Raw genomic sequence first — 16,716 nt, forward strand, 5'->3', positions numbered from 1 at the left:
TGCCGGTGGGGCCGAACGGGTCGGCGGGGGCGAACGTCCCGGCGGGGTCGAACGGGTCGGCGGGGAGCGGTAATTCGGATGACGCCCGAACACGTGCGCTGGTAGCGTCCCCGACGTGGCAAAGCTGAACCAGATCATCGCCGTCGAAAAGGGCGTCAAGTCGAAGTCCTTCCAGGAGCTGACGCAGTCCCACCAGGACCTGCAGAAGGCGCCGTTGCTGGCCGGCATCTCCCGGACGTACCAGCCCAAGGACGAGGAGGGCGAGCAGCTCCCCCCGGAGTCCACCCGGGTCCAGGTCAAGGCCGAGGACGTCCTGCGGGCCACGGCCACCACCCTGACCAGGCTGTTCGACGTCGTCGCGACCAAGGACTGGGCCAACACCACCGCCCGCGCGGACGTGGTGGTGGACGGCCGCACGCTGGTCGCCGACGCGCCGGTCACCTACCTGCTCTTCCTCGAGAAGCAGCTCACCGACCTGCGGACCTTCGTCCGCAAGCTGCCCGTGCTGGACGCCGCCGAGGCCTGGAGCCACGACCCGTCCACGGACTCCTGGAAGACCGAGGCGGTGCGCACCAACCGGACCAGGAAGGTGCCGCGCAACCACGTCAAGGCCGAGGCGACCGACAAGCACCCGGCCCAGGTCGAGGTGTACTACGAGGACATCGCGATCGGCTACTGGACGACCGTGAAGTTCTCCGGGGCGCTCCCGGCCCGGCGGGTCAACGAACTCGTCGAGCGGGTCGAGAAGCTCCAGCAGGCCGTGCAGTTCGCCCGCGAGGAGGCCAACGGGGCCGAGGTCGACGACCGCAGGGTGGGCGACGCGGTGTTCGGCTACCTGTTCGGGTAGCCCCATGATCGCCCCCGGGTGAGACCGGGGGTGGCGCGAAGAGCGCAAGCTGATACTGACGTTGAAGCTGATACCGGGGAAATGGTGGGGGTTCGATTCCCTCCTCCGGCACCACCTGCCGGAGTGGCCCAAATGGCAGAGGCGCCCCGTAAGACTCAGACTCTCGCTCAAGAATCAGCATTCGCCGCCGAGCGCCGGATCGACCGGGTGTGTGCTACAGCGTGGGTTGCGGGTTCGACTCCCGTCTGCGCCTCTCCGTGGCGCGGTAGCTTCAATGGCAGAGCAACGTTGTAAAACTGACCCACACCCTTAAACGTGCCGGTGCAGAGCAACTGGGTGGCACACCAGGGGCCCGGGAGCTGGATACCGCTCCCGGGCCCCGTCACGTCCGCGGCCGGTCGGTCGTCGGACCGGCTGTCGGACCGGCTGTCGGGAAGGGGCAGGCCGTCAGGCGTACCCGCTCCCGGGCGGACCGGCCGTCAGGCGGTCGCGGTGTAGTCGTAGAAGCCCCGGCCCGACTTGCGGCCCAGCAGGCCCGCGTCGACCATCCGGGACAGCAGCGGCGGAGCGGCGTACAGCGGCTCCTTGTACTCGTCGTACATCGACTCGGCGATGGAGACGATGGTGTCCAGGCCGATCAGGTCGCACAGCCGCAGCGGGCCCATCGGGTGGGCGCAGCCGGCCTCCATGCCCTTGTCGATGTCGGAGGCGGTGGCCACACCGGTCTCGAACATCCGCACCGCCGACAGCAGGTACGGCACCAGCAGCGCGTTGACCACGAAGCCGGCCCGGTCCCGGGCGCGGATCGGGGCCTTGTGCAGCACCTCGACGGCGAAGGTCTCGGCCCGGTCGGTGGTCGCCGACGAGGTGGTCAGGGTCGGGATCACCTCGACCAGCTTCTGCACCGGCGCCGGGTTGAAGAAGTGCAGGCCGATCACCTGCTCCGGACGGGAGGTGGCGGCGGCCAGCTTCACGATCGGGATCGAGGAGGTGTTGGAGGCGAGGATCGCGTCCCGGCGCTCGACGACGCGGTCCAGCGTCTCGAAGATCTTCACCTTGATGTCCTCGCGCTCGGCGACCGCCTCGACCACCAGGTCGCGGTCCGCGAAGTCCGCCAGGTCGACGGTGAAGGACAGCCGGCCCAGCGCCTCGTCCTTCTGCTCCTCCGTCAGCTTGCCGCGCTTGACCGCGGTCTCCAGTGAGTTGGTCAGCCGGGTGCGCCCGAACTCCAGCGCCTCCCCGCTGGCCTCGGCGACCAGGACGTCCAGCCCCGCCCGGGCGAACACCTCCGCGATGCCCGACCCCATCAGGCCGCAGCCGATCACTCCGACGCGCGCGATGTCACTCACTCAGTTGCCCTTCGGTGGTGCTGGGGGTCGCCCAGCGACAGTGGCCCAGCAGCTGCTGTTCGGCGGTTCGGGGGCACCGGTATGTGCGGACCGGTGCACCGTCCCGACGACGTTACTACTCCCTACCGGCGAGTAGGTCATCCCCTCCCCGGGCGGAACGGCCGGTCCCCGCCCCCAGGTCGTCCCGACCGCGTCCCCGGCGTCCCTTCCCGTCCGGTGCCCGCTCCCGTCCCCGTCCGCTGCCCGTCCCGCCCACTTCCGCCGCCCGTCCCGTCCCGTTCCGCTCCCGGTGGCGCTCCCGGTGCCGCGCCTGCGCCGAACGGGTGGGCCCGCCCGCGTCGCGCGCCCGCCCGGGTACCGCCCCCGCGCGCCGGGGGACAGAATGCGGGCCGGACAGCGGGTGGCCGGGGACACGCGAAGGAGCAGGGGCATGCCGACGGGATCGCTCACGGGACAGGTCGCCCTGGTCACCGGTGCCGGCCGCGGCATCGGCCGGGAGATCGCGGTCGGCCTCGCCGCCGAGGGCATGGCCGTCGGCCTGGTCGGCCGCACCCACGGGACCCTCACCGACACCCTCAAGGAATGCGTCCGGCACGGCTCGCGCGGCGTCGCCGTCACCGCCGACGTCACCCGCCCGGGCTCGGTCCGCGAGGCCGTCCGCGTCGTCGAACGCGACCTCGGCCCGATCGACCTGCTGGTCAACAACGCCGGCCGGACCGACCCGGTCGAGGTCCCGCTCTGGGAGAGCGACGTCAACCAGTGGTGGCAGGTCGTCGAGGTCAACCTGCGTGGCCCCTACAACCTGCTGCGCTGCGTCCTGCCCGGCATGGTCGACCGCCGTCGCGGCCGCGTCGTCAACCTCAACTCCGGTTTCGCGCTGCGCCCCGAGGGCCGGTACACCGCGTACGCCACCTCCAAGGCCGCGCTGCTCCGGCTCTCCGACAACCTGGCCGACTCGCTCGCCGAGCACGAGGTCGTCGTCCTGGACATCAGCCCCGGCGCCGTCGCCACCGACATGACCGCCGGGATGCCGATGTTCCGGGACATGAAGGCCTGGGGCTCCGTCCCGTACGTGGTCGCCGTCGTCGTGGACGCCGCGCGGGGGCGCTTCGACGCGCTGCACGGACGGTTCATCCACGCCGGGCGGGACAACCTGGAGGAGTTGGTCCGCCGCGCGGAGGAGATCCGCGCGGCGGACGCCCGGACGCTGCGGCTGCGTGCCTACGGGCCGGACGACCCGATGGGCTGACCGGGTGCCCGGGCGGGCGCGACGGGGTGCGGGCGCGACGGGGTGCGGGTGCGACGGGGCACAGGCGTACGGGTGTCACTGCGCGCGGGCGGGACGGAGTACGCGAGGGGCGCTCAGAGGCCGGCGAGCGCCGCCAGCTCGTCCAGTTCCCCCGGCGTGAGCGAACCCGGCGCCCGCCCGGTCCGGGCGAACTCCCCGGCCAGCCGCTGGAGCCCCTCGTTCAGCGGCGCCGCCGCCCCGTGCAGCCGCGCCAGCAGGACGATCTCGCCGTTCAGGTGGTCCGCCTCGATCGACCCCGTCCCGCGCGCCAGGCTCTGCCAGGACGAGGACCCGGTCCGCTCCTCGCCCTCCACCGGCTCCAGCCGCAGCTCCTTCCCGCAGATGCGCGCCAGCTCGTCCGGATCGCCGTGGGGGATGCCGGCGGCGGCCAGCACGGCCGCGCCCTCGGCGGTCACCCGCCGGTAGAGCGCCTCCAGCCGGCCGTCCGCCGACCCCCCGCCGTACGGACCCCGCCCGGCCACCGCGTCCAGCGCGTTGCCGAGGTTGCCGAGCAGCTTGGTGTACTTCCAGCGCGCCACGTCCGCGTCCACCGGCGCGCTGAACCCCGACCCGCCGAGGTCGGCGGCGATCGCGGCGGTCCGCCCGCCCCCGCTGCCGGACGGGTACCCGCCGAGCCGCAGGATCCCGCTCACCGGGGTGCCGTTGGCGCTCACCCGGCCCGGCGCCACATGGGTCGAGGGCATCCACACGAACACCGCCAGCACCTCGCGGAACAGCCGCAGCGCGACCCGCTCGTTCTCCACGCCGTTCTGCGCGCACACCAGCGGAAGCCGCTCGGCGGCCGTCCCGCCGCCCGCCACCGGGCGCGGCGCCCACTCGGCCAGCACGGCGGCGGTGTCCTGCGACTTCACGGCGAGCACCAGCACGTCCTCCGGCCGCAGCTTCAGCTCCGTCGGCCCGCCGACCGCCGGGATCCGCAGCGTCCGGGTGCCCCGCGGCGTCCCGAACCGCAGTCCGTCCGCGCGCAGCGCCTCCAGGTGCGCGCCGCGCGCCACCAGGACCACCTCGTGTCCACCCTCGTGCAGCCGGGCACCGATCGTGCCGCCCACCGCACCCGCCCCGATGATGATGTACCGCATGCCGGAAGCATCCCACGCGCCCGCAAGCCCTCGCGGGGCCGGACGGGCCGCCCGGACGCCCCGCCCGGGCGGGGCCCGCCGGGAGGGATCAGGCGCAGAGGCGGCTGGCGGTCACGGGGGTCAGACCGGCCTTCGTGAGGCCGTCGAGGATGCCGGGCAGGGCGTCCACCGTGCAGCGGTGCCCCAGGTGCAGGGCCACCACCGAGCCGCCGCGCACCGAGCCGAGCACCCGCCGCTGGAGTTCGGCGGCGGTCGGGTCGGCGTAGTCGCGCGGGTCCACGTCGAAGGCGAGCACGTGCTCGTAGCCGACCGCCCGGGCCTGCTCCCGCACCATCGGCGTCGCGTACTGGGCGGCGGACGGGCGGAACCAGCGGCCGATCGAGCCGGTCAGCCGCTGCAGCCGCTCCGCGCACTGGGCGATCTCCTCGCGCGCCCGGTCCGGCGGCAGCGCCGAGATGTTCTGGTGGTTCTGGGTGTGGTTGCCCAGCTCGTGGCCGCCGTCCAGGATCCGCCGGGCCATCTGCGGCTGCTGGTCCAGCCAGCTGCCGACCACCATCACGGTGAGGCCGACGCCGCGCTTCTCGGCGGTCTCCAGCAGCGCCGTGGCCAGCGCCGGATCGCCGCTGCCGTGGAAGGTCAGCGCGACGTTGCGGCCGCCGCGGGGCCCGTACGCCACCTCGACCGGTGTACCGGGCGCCAGTGGCGGCAGCACCGGCGGGACGGGCGGCGCGGTGGCGGCCGCCGCCCGGGCGGCGGCCGGAGCGGGCCCGTCGGCCGGCGGGGCGGACGCGGCGGGCGTGGGCGAGGCGGGACCCTCGCCGGCCGGCCAGGCCGGGTCCACGGTGCCGGAGGGGTCCACCTGGCCCGGGCGCACGGCGAACGACCCCGGATCGGCCCGGCGGCGGCCGGTGTCGCCGCAGGCGGTGAGCAGCCCGCCGGCCGAGGCGAGAGCGGCCAGCTTGACGGTGGTGCGCAGAACGGTGCGCCGGTCGACAGTCATCGGCAGCCAGCATAGAGACGCTGCCCCCCGGCGGCGAACGCCCGGCGCGCCCGGCGCGGACCGGCGCCCACCGCCCCGCGCGGCATCGTTCGGATGCTGCGGAAACCTGAACTACCGCTGTATCGGCGGCATGTCGTCGGTTACGATCACGGCGCACCGTGCGGTGGGGGCCGCTCGGCGGCCGCCGCCCGCCGCACGGAGCGACGGGGGCCCGGGACGTCCGGCAGCGGACGCTCCGGCGCACAGCACGCGGCGGACACGCGGCGGACACCAGGGGGCGGAAGATGACCGAGGACACGAGCACGGCGGCCGACGTCGTGGACGCATGGGAATGGGCGCGCGCCGAGGACTGGCGGCCGCCGACGGAACTCGACACCGGAGTCCCGCACACCGCCCGGATGTACGACTACTACCTGGGCGGCAAGGACAACTTCGAGGCCGACCGCAAGGCCGCCGAGGCCGCCATCGCGGCCTACCCGGCGCTGCCGCTGCTGGCCCGCACCAACCGCGAGTTCCTCGGCCGGGCCGTGGAGTTCGCGGCCGGCCGGGGCATCCGGCAGTTCGTCGACATCGGCACCGGCATCCCGGCCGTCGGTTCCACCAGCGAGGTCGCGCAGCGGGTCGCGCCCGACGCCCGGGTCGTCTACATCGACAACGACCCGATCGTGGCCACCCACGCCCGCGCCCTGCTCGCCGGTCACCCGGCCGGCCACACCTCCGTCATCGAGGCGGACCTGCGCGAGCCCGGGGCGATCCTCGACCACCCCGCCCTGCGCGGCGCCGTCGACCTCGGCGAGCCGGTCGCCCTGATGCTGGTCGCCGTCCTGCACTTCGTCCGCGACGAGGACGGCGCCGAGCGGATCGTCCGTACCCTGCGCGACGCGCTCGCCCCCGGCAGCGTGCTGATCCTCTCCCACGGCAGCCCCGACTTCGCCTCCCGCGAGAGCGCCGCCGAGGGCACCCGGATCTACCGCAGCGCCAGCGCCCCGCTGGTGCTGCGCCCCCGCGCGGCCGTCGAACCCTTCTTCGGCGACTTCGAGTTCGTCGGCCCCGGTCTGGTCCAGCTCCCGCTCTGGCGCCCCGTCGCCGGCCACGTGCCCACCGCCGACCTCCCGGCCGGCTGGCAGGACGTCTCCGCCTACGCGGGTGTCGCGGTCAAGAACTGAGCGGCGGTCAGGCGGCGGAAGCGCGCGGACCCGTGCACGTCGACACCCCGCCGGTCCCGCCGGCCGTCGCCGGACTGCTCGCGGCGGTCGCGGCCCCGCCCCGGCTGGTCGCCCACCTCGGACTGGTCCACGAGGTCGCCGGGACGCTCCTCGACGGCTGCGCCGCCCTGGGCCTGCGGGTGGACCGGGAAGCGGTGCTGTTCGGCGCCGCCACCCACGACATCGGCAAGGCCGTCCACCGCGAGGAGCTCTCGGTACCCGGCTCGCTGCACGAGCGGGCCGGGTACGAGCTGCTGCGCGCCCGCGGGGCGCCGGAGCGGCCGGCCCGCTTCGCCCGCACCCACGGCAGCTGGGGCGAGCCCGGCACCACCGTCGAGGACCTGTTGGTGAGCCTCGCCGACAAGGTGTGGAAGGACAGCCGGGTCCGCGACCTGGAGGACCGGGTGACCGACCTGCTGGCGGTCGCGAGCGGCCGTGCGCCGTGGGAGGTCTTCCTGGTGCTCGACGACCTGCTCACCGGGATCGGCGCCGACGCCCCGCGCCGCCTCGCCGTCCAGGCCGCCCACCCGGTGCAGGACAACCGCTAGCGGCCGCGCAGGCCGTCCATCTCGCGGCGGTCGCGCTTGGTGGGGCGGCCGGCGCCGCGGTCGCGCAGGCCGGGGGCGGCGACGAACTCCCGGGCCGGGCGCGGCGGGCTGTTGTCCACCAGGCAGTCGGCCGCGACCTCGGCGCCGACCCGTTTGCGGACGAGCTTGCGCACCACGACGACCCGCTCCCACCCCTCCTGGCGCACCCGGACCTCGTCGCCCGGCTTCACCGCCTGCGCCGGCTTGGCCCGTTCGCCGTTCACCCGCACGTGCCCGGCCTTGCAGGCCGCCGCGGCGGCCGACCGGGTCTTCGCCAGCCGCACCGACCAGATCCAGCTGTCCACCCGGACGTTTCCCTCGTTCTCGACCATCCGTCGAGCTTAGGCCCCGGCGTGCGGGGGCCGGTGCGGGGAAAGGCGCTCAGCGGGGACGGGTGCTCGGCGGGGGCCGGCGCTCAGCGGCGGCCGGGGGCCTCCTGGACGGCCCAGCCGTTGCCGTCCGGGTCGTTGAAGAAGACGAAGGAGTTCCACACCCCGCCGCGGCCGTCCACCCGGTTCCCGGCCTCGAAGTGCTGCACCGGGCTCACCTCGACACCGCGGGCCAGCAGCTCCTGGTAGGCGCGCTCGATGTCCGGCACCGCGAGCTGGAGCCCCTTCACCGAGCCCGCCGGTGCGTCGGTCAGGCCGGTGCCCAGCACGATCGAGCAACTGGAGCCGGGCGGCGTCAGCTGCACCACCCGCAGGCCGTCCCGGATCCGGGTGTCGTGGTCGACGGTGAAACCGGCCTGCTCCTCGTAGAAGGTCTTGGCCCGGTCGACGTCCGCGACCGGGACCACCACCACTTCCAGCTTCCAGTCCATGGCCTCGTGCCTTCCCTCGGGATCCCTCGGGCCCTTCCAGTATCGGCCGCGGCCCCGGCCCGCGCCCGGCACGGGCGGTCGGGCGGTCGGCTAGCCTGGGCCACGATGAACCGCCTCGCCGAACCGGCCGCCCCGACCCCTTTCCCGACTCCCTGGGGCGAGCTCGTCCTCACCCGCTTCCCGGAGGATCCGCGCGAGCGGCTGCGCGCCTGGGACGCCGCCGACGAGTACCTGCTGCGGCACCTGGCCGGCGAGGCCGACTCGGCCGACGGCCGGGCCACCGCACTGGCCGGCCGCGCCGTCACCGTGCTCGGCGACCGCTGGGGGGCGCTCACCACCGCCCTCACCACCGCGCTCGCCACGGTGCCGGCCGCCGAGGTTGCCGCCGACGGCCCGCCCGCCGCCGTCACCCAGGTCAGCGACTCGCACCTCGCCCAGCGCGCCACCCTCGCCAACCTCGCCCGGGCCGGCGCCGACCCCGCCGCGACCCGGCTGCTGACCACGCGCGACACCCCGCCGGAGCGGATCGACGTCCTGCTGGTGCGGGTCCCCAAGAGCCTCGCCCTGCTCGAGGACCAGCTGCACCGGCTCGCCCCGGCGCTCCACCCGGACACGGTCGTGCTCGGCACCGGCATGGTCACCGAGATCCACACCTCCACCCTGCGGCTCTTCGAACGGATCGTCGGCCCGACCCGCACCTCGCTCGCGGTCCGCAAGGCCCGGCTGATCCTCTGCACCCCGGACCGGGCGCTCGACCCCGGCCCCAACCCCTGGCCGCACCGCTACGCCCTGCCCGGCGACATCGGGGCCGTCTCGGGCCGCACCGTCACCAACCACGCCGGCACCTTCTGCGCCGACCGCCTGGACATCGGCACCCGCTTCCTGCTCGCCCACCTGCCGACCGCCGCCCCGGGCGCCCGGGTGGTCGACCTCGGCTGCGGCAACGGCGTGGTGGGCACCGCCGCCGCGCTGGCCGCCCCCGGGGCCGAACTGCTCTTCGTCGACGAGTCGCACCAGGCGGTGGCCTCCGCCGAGGAGACCTTCCGCGCCAACCTCGGCCCGGACGCCCGGGCGGAGTTCCGCACCGCCGACGCGCTCGCCGACGCGGACGTGCCGGCCGGCTCGGTGGACCTCGTCCTCAACAACCCGCCGTTCCACTCCCACCAGGCCACCACCGACGCCACCGCCTGGCGGATGTTCACCGGCGCCAAGCGGGCGCTGCGCCCCGGCGGCGAGCTCTGGGTGGTCGGCAACCGCCACCTCGACTACCACGTCAAGCTCCGCCGGCTGTTCGGCAACTGCCGGACGGTCGCGGGCAATCCGAAGTTCGTGGTGCTGAAGGCCGTCAAGCGCTGACGGCCGCCGCCGTCAGCGGGGCCCAGGCCACCGGCACGTCCCGCATGACCAGCGCGCAGTCCAGCTCGGCGCTCCCCGGTGGGAAGCGCTCCGGGTCGTCGAAGAAGGACGAGACGGCGGACTCCACCCGGCAGGCCTCCAGCCGCCAGGCGTCGGTGTGCAGTTCCATGCCGTCCAGCCGCACGCCGCCGTCCCGGGTCGGGGAGAAACCCCGGGAGCCGCACCGGAAGAAGGCGGAGGCCTCGGCCAGACCGTCGAACAGCCGGCTCGCGGGCAGTTCCGCGGCGAGCTCGACGGCGACCTCGGCCCGGAGGCCGCCGTCCCGGGTCGCGAAGGCGACCCGCAGCCGGTCGGCGCTCTCGTCCACCGTGAAGTCGGCGCGGCCGTGCTCGCCGGGGAAGATCCGGCCGCCGGCCCAGGCGTTGAGCCGGGAGCCGGTGTCGCGGCGCGGGATGTAGACGCCGTTCTCGACGCCGTCCGGCCCGTCCCACTCGACGGCGATCCGGTGGGCGGCGTTCTCGCTGCGCAGCCCGAACGGCGCGGGAGCCCAGGCCGGGCGGACCCGGCCGAGCCGCAGCGGGCAGAGGCCGGCGACGGCGTGGCCGCGCACCAGCTGCGGACGCAGCGGGGCGGGGAGCAGCCGGGCGGCCGCCTCGGGGGACCAGGCCGGGCCGGGTCGGACCGGGCCTGTTCCCGGGTCCTGTTCCGGCCCCCGGTGCTCCTTGCATGAATGTTCGGTACTGCGTATATTCATGCCTCGACGAAGGAGGAACGCCATGGCATTGCGAGTCGCCGTCGCCGGCGCGAGCGGGTACGCGGGCGGTGAGGTGCTGCGCCTGCTGCTCGGCCACCCGGAGGTCGAGATCGGGGCGCTGACCGGCGGCTCCAACGCGGGCACCGCGCTGGGACTGCTCCAGCCGCACCTGCCGGCCCTGGCCGGCCGGATCCTCGAGCCCACCACCCCCGAGGTGCTGGCCGACCACGACGTGGTCTTCCTGGCCCTGCCGCACGGGCAGTCCGCCGCCGTGGCCGAGTCGCTCGGCGAGAACGTCCTGGTCGTCGACTGCGGCGCCGACTTCCGGCTCCGGGCCGCCTCCGACTGGGAGCAGTTCTACGGCTCCGTGCACGCCGGCACCTGGCCCTACGGCCTGCCCGAGCTGCCCGGTCACCGCGACGCGCTCAAGGGCAGCAACCGGATCGCCGTCCCCGGCTGCTACCCGACGGCAGTCTCGCTGGCGCTCTTCCCCGCCTACGCGGCCGGCCTCGCCGAGCCCGAGGCGGTGGTGGTCGCCGCCTCCGGCACCTCCGGCGCCGGCAAGGCCGCCAAGACCCACTTGCTCGGCAGCGAGGTGATGGGCAGCGTCAGCGCCTACGGCGTCGGCGGCGTCCACCGGCACACCCCGGAGATGGCCCAGAACCTCACCCCGCTCGCGGGCGAGCCGGTCAGCGTCTCCTTCACCCCCACCCTGGTCCCGATGCCGCGCGGCATCCTCGCCACCTGCTCCGCGAAGGCCCGGCCGGGGGTGGGCGCCGAGGAACTGCGCGCCGCCTACGCCGAGGCGTACGCGGACGAGCCGTTCGTCCACCTGCTCCCCGCCGGGCAGTGGCCGCAGACCAGCAGCGTCTACGGCGCCAACACCGCGCTGGTGCAGGTCGCCCTGGACGCGGCGGCCGGGCGGATCGTGGCGATCAGCGCGATCGACAACCTGGTCAAGGGCACCGCCGGCGGCGCGGTGCAGAGCATGAACATCGCCCTCGGTCTGCCCGAGGAGCTCGGCCTTCCCGTGAACGGAGTCGCACCGTGACCGACCACCAGAACATCGGCGTGACCGCCGCCCGGGGCTTCCGGGCCGCCGGTGTCACCGCCGGGATCAAGGCCTCCGGCACCCCGGACCTCGCCCTGGTCGTCAACGACGGCCCCTCGCTCGCCGCGGCCGGCGTCTTCACCTCCAACCGGGTCAAGGCCGCCCCCGTGCTCTGGTCCGAGCAGGTCCTCAAGGGCGGCACCGTCTCCGCCGTCGTCCTCAACTCCGGCGGCGCCAACGCCTGCACCGGTCCGCTGGGCTTCCAGGACACCCACGCCACCGCCGAGAAGGTCGCCGAGGAGCTGGGGCTGAGCGCCGGCGAGGTCGCCGTCGCCTCCACCGGCCTGATCGGCGTCCGGCTGCCGATGGACATCCTGCTGCCCGGTGTCGCCACCGCCGCCGCGGCGCTCGACACGGCCGGCGGCGAGGCCGCCGCGATCGCCATCAAGACCACCGACACCGTCCACAAGACCGCGCAGGTCACCAGCCCGGCGGGCTGGACGGTCGGCGGCATGGCCAAGGGCGCCGGCATGCTCGCCCCGGGCCTCGCCACCATGCTGGTCGTGCTCACCACCGACGCCGACGCCGACGCGGGCACCCTGGACACCGCGCTGCGCGCCGCCACCCGCACCACCTTCGACCGGATCGACTCCGACGGCTGCATGTCGACCAACGACACCGTGCTGCTGCTCGCCTCCGGCGCCAGCGGCACCGCCCCGGAGCCGGCCGAGTTCGACGAGGCGGTGCGCGCGGTCTGCGCCGACCTCGCCCGGCAGCTGATCGGCGACGCCGAGGGCGCGAGCAAGGACATCCGGATCGACGTCACCGGCGCCGCCACCGAGGACGAGGCCGTCGGCGTCGCCCGGGTGATCGGCCGCAACAACCTGCTCAAGTGCGCCATCCACGGTGAGGACCCCAACTGGGGCCGGGTGCTGGCCGCGATCGGCACCACCGACGCCGCCTTCGACCCGGACCGGCTGGACGTCGCGATCAACGGCGTCTGGGTGTGCCGCGACGGCAGCGTGGGGGAGGACCGGGACCTGGTCGACATGACCGGGCGCGAGGTCGTGATCACCGCGAACCTCAACGCCGGCGGGGCCGCCGCCACCCTGTGGACCAACGACCTCACCGCCGACTACGTGCACGAGAACAGCGCCTACTCCACCTGACGGCGGGCCGGCCCGCCGGCCGACCGTCCGACCGCCGCCACCCGAGCCGGGGGACCAGAACCGTGAAGATCGCACCCAAGGGCGAACAGGCCCGGAACAACACCGCGTTGCCCAAGGCCATGACGCTCGTCGAGGCGCTGCCGTGGCTGGAGCGCTTCCACGGCAAGACCGTCGTGATCAAGTTCGGCGGCAACGCCATGGTCGACGACGAGCTCAAGGCCGCCTTCGCCGCGGACGTCGTCTTCCTGCGCTTCGCCGGGCTCCACCCCGTCGTGGTGCACGGCGGCGGTCCGCAGATCAGCGCCCAGCTCGACCGGCTCGGCCTGGAGTCCTCGTTCACCAACGGCCTGCGGGTCACCACCCCGGAGACCATGGACGTGGTCCGGATGGTGCTCTCCGGCCAGGTGCAGCGCGAGCTGGTCGGCCTGCTCAACGAGCACGGCCCGTTCGCGGTCGGCATGACCGGCGAGGACGCCCACACCATGACCGCGGTCAAGCGCTACGCGGTCGTCGACGGCGAGCCGGTCGACATCGGCCTGGTCGGCGACATCGTCAACGTCGAGGCGGGCGCGGTGAAGGCGCTGATCGCCGACGGCCGGATCCCGGTGGTGTCCTCGATCGCCCGCGGCACCGACGGGCACGTCTACAACATCAACGCCGACACCGCCGCGGCCGCGCTCGCGGTCGCCCTGGGCGCCGAGATGCTCGTCGTGCTCACCGACGTCGAGGGCCTCTACAAGGACTGGCCGAACTCGGACGACGTGATCAGCCAGCTGGACGCCGGCGAGCTCGAGGAGCTGCTGCCGGGCCTCGCCTCCGGCATGGTGCCCAAGATGGAGGGCTGCCTGAACGCCGTCCGCTCGGGCGTCGGCACCGCCCGCGTGCTGGACGGCCGGGTGCCGCACAGCCTGCTGCTGGAGATCTTCACCGACGAGGGCATCGGCACCATGGTCGTGCCCGACGACGAACCGACCGTGACCGGGGGACTCGCATGACTTCCAACGCCCAGCTGACCGAGCGGTGGCAGCACGCCCTCACCGACAACTACGGCACCCCGCGGATCCCGCTGGTCCGCGGCGAGGGCAGCACCCTCTGGGACGCCGACGGCAAGGCCTACACCGACCTGCTCGGCGGCATCGCGGTCAACGCCCTCGGCACCGCCCACCCGGCCGTGGTCGAGGCCGTGAGCCGGCAGATCGCCACCCTCGGCCACATCTCCAACCTGTTCCTGGCCGAGCCCACCGTCGCCCTCGCCGAACGGCTGCTGGAGCTCGACGGGCGCCCCGGGCGGGTGTTCTTCTGCAACTCCGGCGCCGAGGCCAACGAGGCCGCCTTCAAGATCTCCCGCCGGACCGGCCGCACCCACCTGGTCGCCCTGGAGGGCGCCTTCCACGGCCGCACCATGGGCGCCCTCGCGCTCACCGGCCAGCCCGCCAAGCAGGAGCCGTTCCGCCCGCTGCCCGGTGACGTCACCCACGTCCCGTTCGGCGACGTGGAGGCGCTGCGCGCCGCCGTCACCACCGACACCGCCGCCGTCTTCCTGGAGCCGGTCCAGGGCGAGAACGGCGCCGTCCCGCTGCCCGACGGCTATCTGCGGGCCGCCCGCGAGATCACCCGTGCCACCGGCACCCTGCTCGTCCTCGACGAGATCCAGACCGGCGTCGGCCGCACCGGCCACTGGTTCGCCCACCAGGCCTTCGACGGGGTCGAGCCGGACGTCGTCACGCTCGCCAAGGCGCTCGGCGGCGGACTGCCGATCGGGGCCGTGCTCGCCTTCGGCGAGGCCGCCGACCTGCTCACCCCGGGCCAGCACGGCACCACCTTCGGCGGCAACCCGGTGGTCGCGGCGGCCGCGCTCGCGGTGCTGGACACCATCGAGGCCGACGGACTGCTGGAGCACGCCCGCAAGATCGGCGAGCGGCTGCGGCACGGCGTGGAGGCGATCGACGACCCGCTGGTCTCGCACGTGCGCGGCGCCGGACTGCTGCTCGGCATCGTGCTCACCGCCCCCGTCTCCGCGAAGGTGCAGGCGGGGCTCCAGGAGGCCGGCTTCCTGGTGAACGCCGCGGTGCCGGACGCGGTGCGGCTGGCTCCGCCGCTGGTGCTCACCGAGCAGGAGGCGGACGCCTTCCTCGCCGCGCTGCCGGACGTCCTGCGGGCGGCGCGGGCGGACGCCCCGGACAGTGCGGACCGAGCGTAGTCCGGGAGAATCATCACATGACCGTTCCCCACTCCGGCCAGCCCGCCGCCGGCCCGACGCCGCAGGTCCCGCAGACCCGCACCGCGCGCCACCGGCGGATCGTGGACCTGCTCACCCGCCAGCCCGTGCGCTCCCAGAGCCAGCTCGCCAAGCTGCTCGCCGACGACGGACTGGTGGTCACCCAGGCCACCCTCTCCCGGGACCTGGACGAGCTGGGCGCGGTGAAGATCCGCAACCGGGACGGCGCGCTCATCTACGCCGTCCCGGCCGAGGGCGGCGACCGCACCCCGCGCGCGCCGATGGGGGAGTCCGCCACCGAGGGCCGGATGGCCCGGCTGGCCGGCGAGCTGATGGTCTCCGCGACCGCCTCCGGCAACCTGGTGGTGCTGCGCACCCCGCCCGGCGCGGCGCAGTTCCTGGCCTCGGCGATCGACCAGGCCGAGGTGTTCGAGATCATCGGCACCATCGCCGGCGACGACACGGTGCTGCTGATCAGCCGCGACCCGGCCGGCGGCCAGGCCCTCGCCGACCACCTCATGCAGCTCGCCCAGGCCAAGGTGCAGTAGCCCCGCCGCGCAGTCACCGCACCACCCGCGGGCCCGGTTTCGACCGGGCCCGCAGGCGTATCCGGAACCGGCCCCGCCCCGGGTTTTGAGTTTCATACGGAGTAGTGCATACTTATGCCTATCGCCGTAAGCCTGTTCGCACAGTTGTGAAGGAGAAAGCCGTGACCGAGCGCGTCGTACTCGCCTACTCGGGCGGTCTGGACACGTCCGTCTGCATCGGCTGGATCGCCGAGGAGACCGGCGCCGAGGTCATCGCCGTCGCCGTCGACGTCGGCCAGGGCGGCGAGGACCTGGACGTCATCCGCCAGCGGGCCCTGGACTGCGGCGCCGTCGAGGCCGAGGTCGCCGACGCCCGCGACGAGTTCGCCGACGAGTACTGCCTCCCGGCCGTCAAGGCCAACGCCCTCTACCAGGGCCAGTACCCGCTGGTGTCCGCCCTCTCCCGGCCGGTCATCGTCAAGCACCTGGTGGCCGCCGCCCAGAAGCACGGCGCCACCACCGTCGCCCACGGCTGCACCGGCAAGGGCAACGACCAGGTCCGCTTCGAGGTCGGCATCAACTCGCTGGCCCCGGGCCTCAAGTGCATCGCCCCGGTCCGCGACTACGCGATGACCCGGGACAAGGCGATCGCCTTCGCCGAGGCCAAGGGCCTGCCGATCGCCACCACCAAGAAGTCCCCGTACTCGATCGACCAGAACGTCTTCGGCCGGGCCGTCGAGACCGGCTTCCTCGAGGACATCTGGAACGCCCCGATCGAGGACGTCTACGAGTACACCCAGAACCCCGCCACCGCCCGCGAGGCCGACGAGGTGGTCATCACCTTCGACGCCGGCGTCCCGGTCGCGATCGACGGCCGCAAGGTCACCGTCCTCCAGGCGATCGAGGAGCTCAACAAGCGCGCCGGCGCCCAGGGCGTCGGCCGGCTCGACATGGTCGAGGACCGCCTCGTCGGCATCAAGTCCCGGGAGATCTACGAGGCCCCCGGCGCGATCGCCCTGATCACCGCCCACCAGGCGCTGGAGAACGTCACCGTCGAGCGCGAACTCGCCCGCTACAAGCGGCAGGTCGAGCAGCGCTGGGCCGAACTGGTCTACGACGGCCTGTGGTTCTCCCCGCTCAAGCGCGCCCTCGACGGGTTCGTGAACGAGGCCAACCAGCACGTCTCCGGCGACATCCGGATCGTCCTGCACGGCGGCCGGGCCGTCGTCAACGGCCGCAAGTCCGACCAGTCGCTGTACGACTTCAACCTCGCCACCTACGACACCGGCGACACCTTCGACCAGTCGATGTCCAAGGGCTTCATCGAGATCTTCGGCCTCTCCTCGAAGATCGCCGCCCGGCGCGACCTGGGCTGAGCCGCCCCGGACCCGGCCGCGCCCCGCTCCCGCGGGGCCGGCCGGGACCACCCCCGACCCCCCCTTCCC

At 74.2% G+C, this 16,716-nt stretch carries 17 protein-coding genes; 11 read left to right on the forward strand and 6 right to left on the reverse strand.

Annotated elements, in window-relative coordinates:
- Positions 1 to 115: 115 nt before the first annotated feature.
- Complete coding sequence (locus BLU95_RS30330; RefSeq protein WP_093862784.1) at positions 116 to 847, forward strand: DUF7873 family protein; 732 nt, start codon at positions 116 to 118, stop codon at positions 845 to 847.
- Positions 848 to 1,326: 479 nt separating this feature from the next.
- On the opposite strand, the gene BLU95_RS30335 is transcribed toward BLU95_RS30330, so the two are convergent.
- Positions 1,327 to 2,196 (reverse strand): 3-hydroxybutyryl-CoA dehydrogenase, encoded by an 870-nt coding sequence (locus BLU95_RS30335; protein WP_093862785.1) that lies wholly within the window; start codon positions 2,194 to 2,196, stop codon positions 1,327 to 1,329.
- A gap of 430 nt (positions 2,197 to 2,626) precedes the next feature.
- Here BLU95_RS30335 and BLU95_RS30340 point away from each other — a divergent pair, with 430 nt between their 5' ends.
- Positions 2,627 to 3,445, forward strand: coding sequence for an SDR family NAD(P)-dependent oxidoreductase (locus BLU95_RS30340; RefSeq protein WP_093862786.1), 819 nt, complete (start codon positions 2,627 to 2,629; stop codon positions 3,443 to 3,445).
- 113 nt (positions 3,446 to 3,558) lie between these two features.
- On the opposite strand, the gene BLU95_RS30345 is transcribed toward BLU95_RS30340, so the two are convergent.
- Together BLU95_RS30345 and BLU95_RS30350 are read right to left on the reverse strand one after the other, a co-directional pair.
- Positions 3,559 to 4,584 (reverse strand): ketopantoate reductase family protein, encoded by a 1,026-nt coding sequence (locus BLU95_RS30345; protein ID WP_093862787.1) that lies wholly within the window; start codon positions 4,582 to 4,584, stop codon positions 3,559 to 3,561.
- 88 nt (positions 4,585 to 4,672) lie between these two features.
- Positions 4,673 to 5,584: a polysaccharide deacetylase family protein gene (locus tag BLU95_RS30350; RefSeq protein ID WP_093862788.1), complete on the reverse strand. Its 912-nt coding sequence runs from the start codon at positions 5,582 to 5,584 to the stop codon at positions 4,673 to 4,675.
- A 284-nt stretch (positions 5,585 to 5,868) separates the two neighbouring features.
- Here BLU95_RS30350 and BLU95_RS30355 point away from each other — a divergent pair, with 284 nt between their 5' ends.
- Together BLU95_RS30355 and BLU95_RS30360 are read left to right on the forward strand one after the other, a co-directional pair.
- Entirely contained in the window at positions 5,869 to 6,750 is an 882-nt protein-coding gene (locus tag BLU95_RS30355) for an SAM-dependent methyltransferase (RefSeq protein WP_093862789.1), read from the forward strand.
- 32 nt (positions 6,751 to 6,782) lie between these two features.
- Positions 6,783 to 7,337: an HD domain-containing protein gene (locus BLU95_RS30360; RefSeq protein WP_173862165.1), complete on the forward strand. Its 555-nt coding sequence runs from the start codon at positions 6,783 to 6,785 to the stop codon at positions 7,335 to 7,337.
- Here the strand turns inward: BLU95_RS30360 and BLU95_RS30365 are convergent.
- Both BLU95_RS30365 and BLU95_RS30370 read right to left on the reverse strand, forming a co-directional pair.
- The gene (locus BLU95_RS30365; protein WP_093862790.1) at positions 7,334 to 7,708 is read right to left on the reverse strand and encodes an RNA-binding S4 domain-containing protein; all 375 of its coding nucleotides are present in this window, start codon (positions 7,706 to 7,708) and stop codon (positions 7,334 to 7,336) included. The two genes, BLU95_RS30360 and BLU95_RS30365, sit on opposite strands and share 4 nt — an antisense overlap.
- Positions 7,709 to 7,791: 83 nt before the next feature.
- Positions 7,792 to 8,196 (reverse strand): VOC family protein, encoded by a 405-nt coding sequence (locus tag BLU95_RS30370; protein ID WP_093862791.1) that lies wholly within the window; start codon positions 8,194 to 8,196, stop codon positions 7,792 to 7,794.
- A 105-nt stretch (positions 8,197 to 8,301) separates the two neighbouring features.
- Here BLU95_RS30370 and BLU95_RS30375 point away from each other — a divergent pair, with 105 nt between their 5' ends.
- Positions 8,302 to 9,552 carry a methyltransferase gene (locus tag BLU95_RS30375; RefSeq protein ID WP_093862792.1) on the forward strand — a complete coding sequence of 417 codons (1,251 nt, stop codon included), beginning with the start codon at positions 8,302 to 8,304 and terminating at the stop codon, positions 9,550 to 9,552.
- On the opposite strand, the gene BLU95_RS30380 is transcribed toward BLU95_RS30375, so the two are convergent.
- Complete coding sequence (locus BLU95_RS30380; protein ID WP_093862793.1) at positions 9,542 to 10,306, reverse strand: DUF2071 domain-containing protein; 765 nt, start codon at positions 10,304 to 10,306, stop codon at positions 9,542 to 9,544. The two genes, BLU95_RS30375 and BLU95_RS30380, sit on opposite strands and share 11 nt — an antisense overlap.
- 22 nt (positions 10,307 to 10,328) lie before the next feature.
- Here BLU95_RS30380 and argC point away from each other — a divergent pair, with 22 nt between their 5' ends.
- The 6 genes from argC (at position 10,329) to BLU95_RS30410 (ending at position 16,647) form a co-directional block, all read left to right on the forward strand.
- Positions 10,329 to 11,357, forward strand: coding sequence for an N-acetyl-gamma-glutamyl-phosphate reductase (gene argC, locus BLU95_RS30385; protein ID WP_093862794.1), 1,029 nt, complete (start codon positions 10,329 to 10,331; stop codon positions 11,355 to 11,357).
- A 14-nt stretch (positions 11,358 to 11,371) separates the two neighbouring features.
- Entirely contained in the window at positions 11,372 to 12,526 is a 1,155-nt protein-coding gene (gene argJ, locus BLU95_RS30390; protein WP_093865239.1) for a bifunctional glutamate N-acetyltransferase/amino-acid acetyltransferase ArgJ, read from the forward strand.
- Positions 12,527 to 12,645: 119 nt separating this feature from the next.
- Entirely contained in the window at positions 12,646 to 13,521 is an 876-nt protein-coding gene (argB, locus tag BLU95_RS30395; protein WP_093865240.1) for an acetylglutamate kinase, read from the forward strand.
- Positions 13,518 to 14,726: an acetylornithine transaminase gene (locus tag BLU95_RS30400; protein ID WP_093862795.1), complete on the forward strand. Its 1,209-nt coding sequence runs from the start codon at positions 13,518 to 13,520 to the stop codon at positions 14,724 to 14,726. The genes argB and BLU95_RS30400 overlap by 4 nt, the downstream gene beginning before the upstream one ends.
- Before the next feature lie 17 nt (positions 14,727 to 14,743).
- Entirely contained in the window at positions 14,744 to 15,292 is a 549-nt protein-coding gene (locus BLU95_RS30405) for an arginine repressor (protein WP_093862796.1), read from the forward strand.
- Between the two features lie 161 nt (positions 15,293 to 15,453).
- Complete coding sequence (locus BLU95_RS30410; RefSeq protein WP_053646726.1) at positions 15,454 to 16,647, forward strand: argininosuccinate synthase; 1,194 nt, start codon at positions 15,454 to 15,456, stop codon at positions 16,645 to 16,647.
- Positions 16,648 to 16,716 lie beyond the last annotated feature (69 nt).

The organism is Streptomyces sp. TLI_053, assembly GCF_900105395.1.
In the GTDB taxonomy this organism is placed as follows: domain Bacteria; phylum Actinomycetota; class Actinomycetes; order Streptomycetales; family Streptomycetaceae; genus Kitasatospora.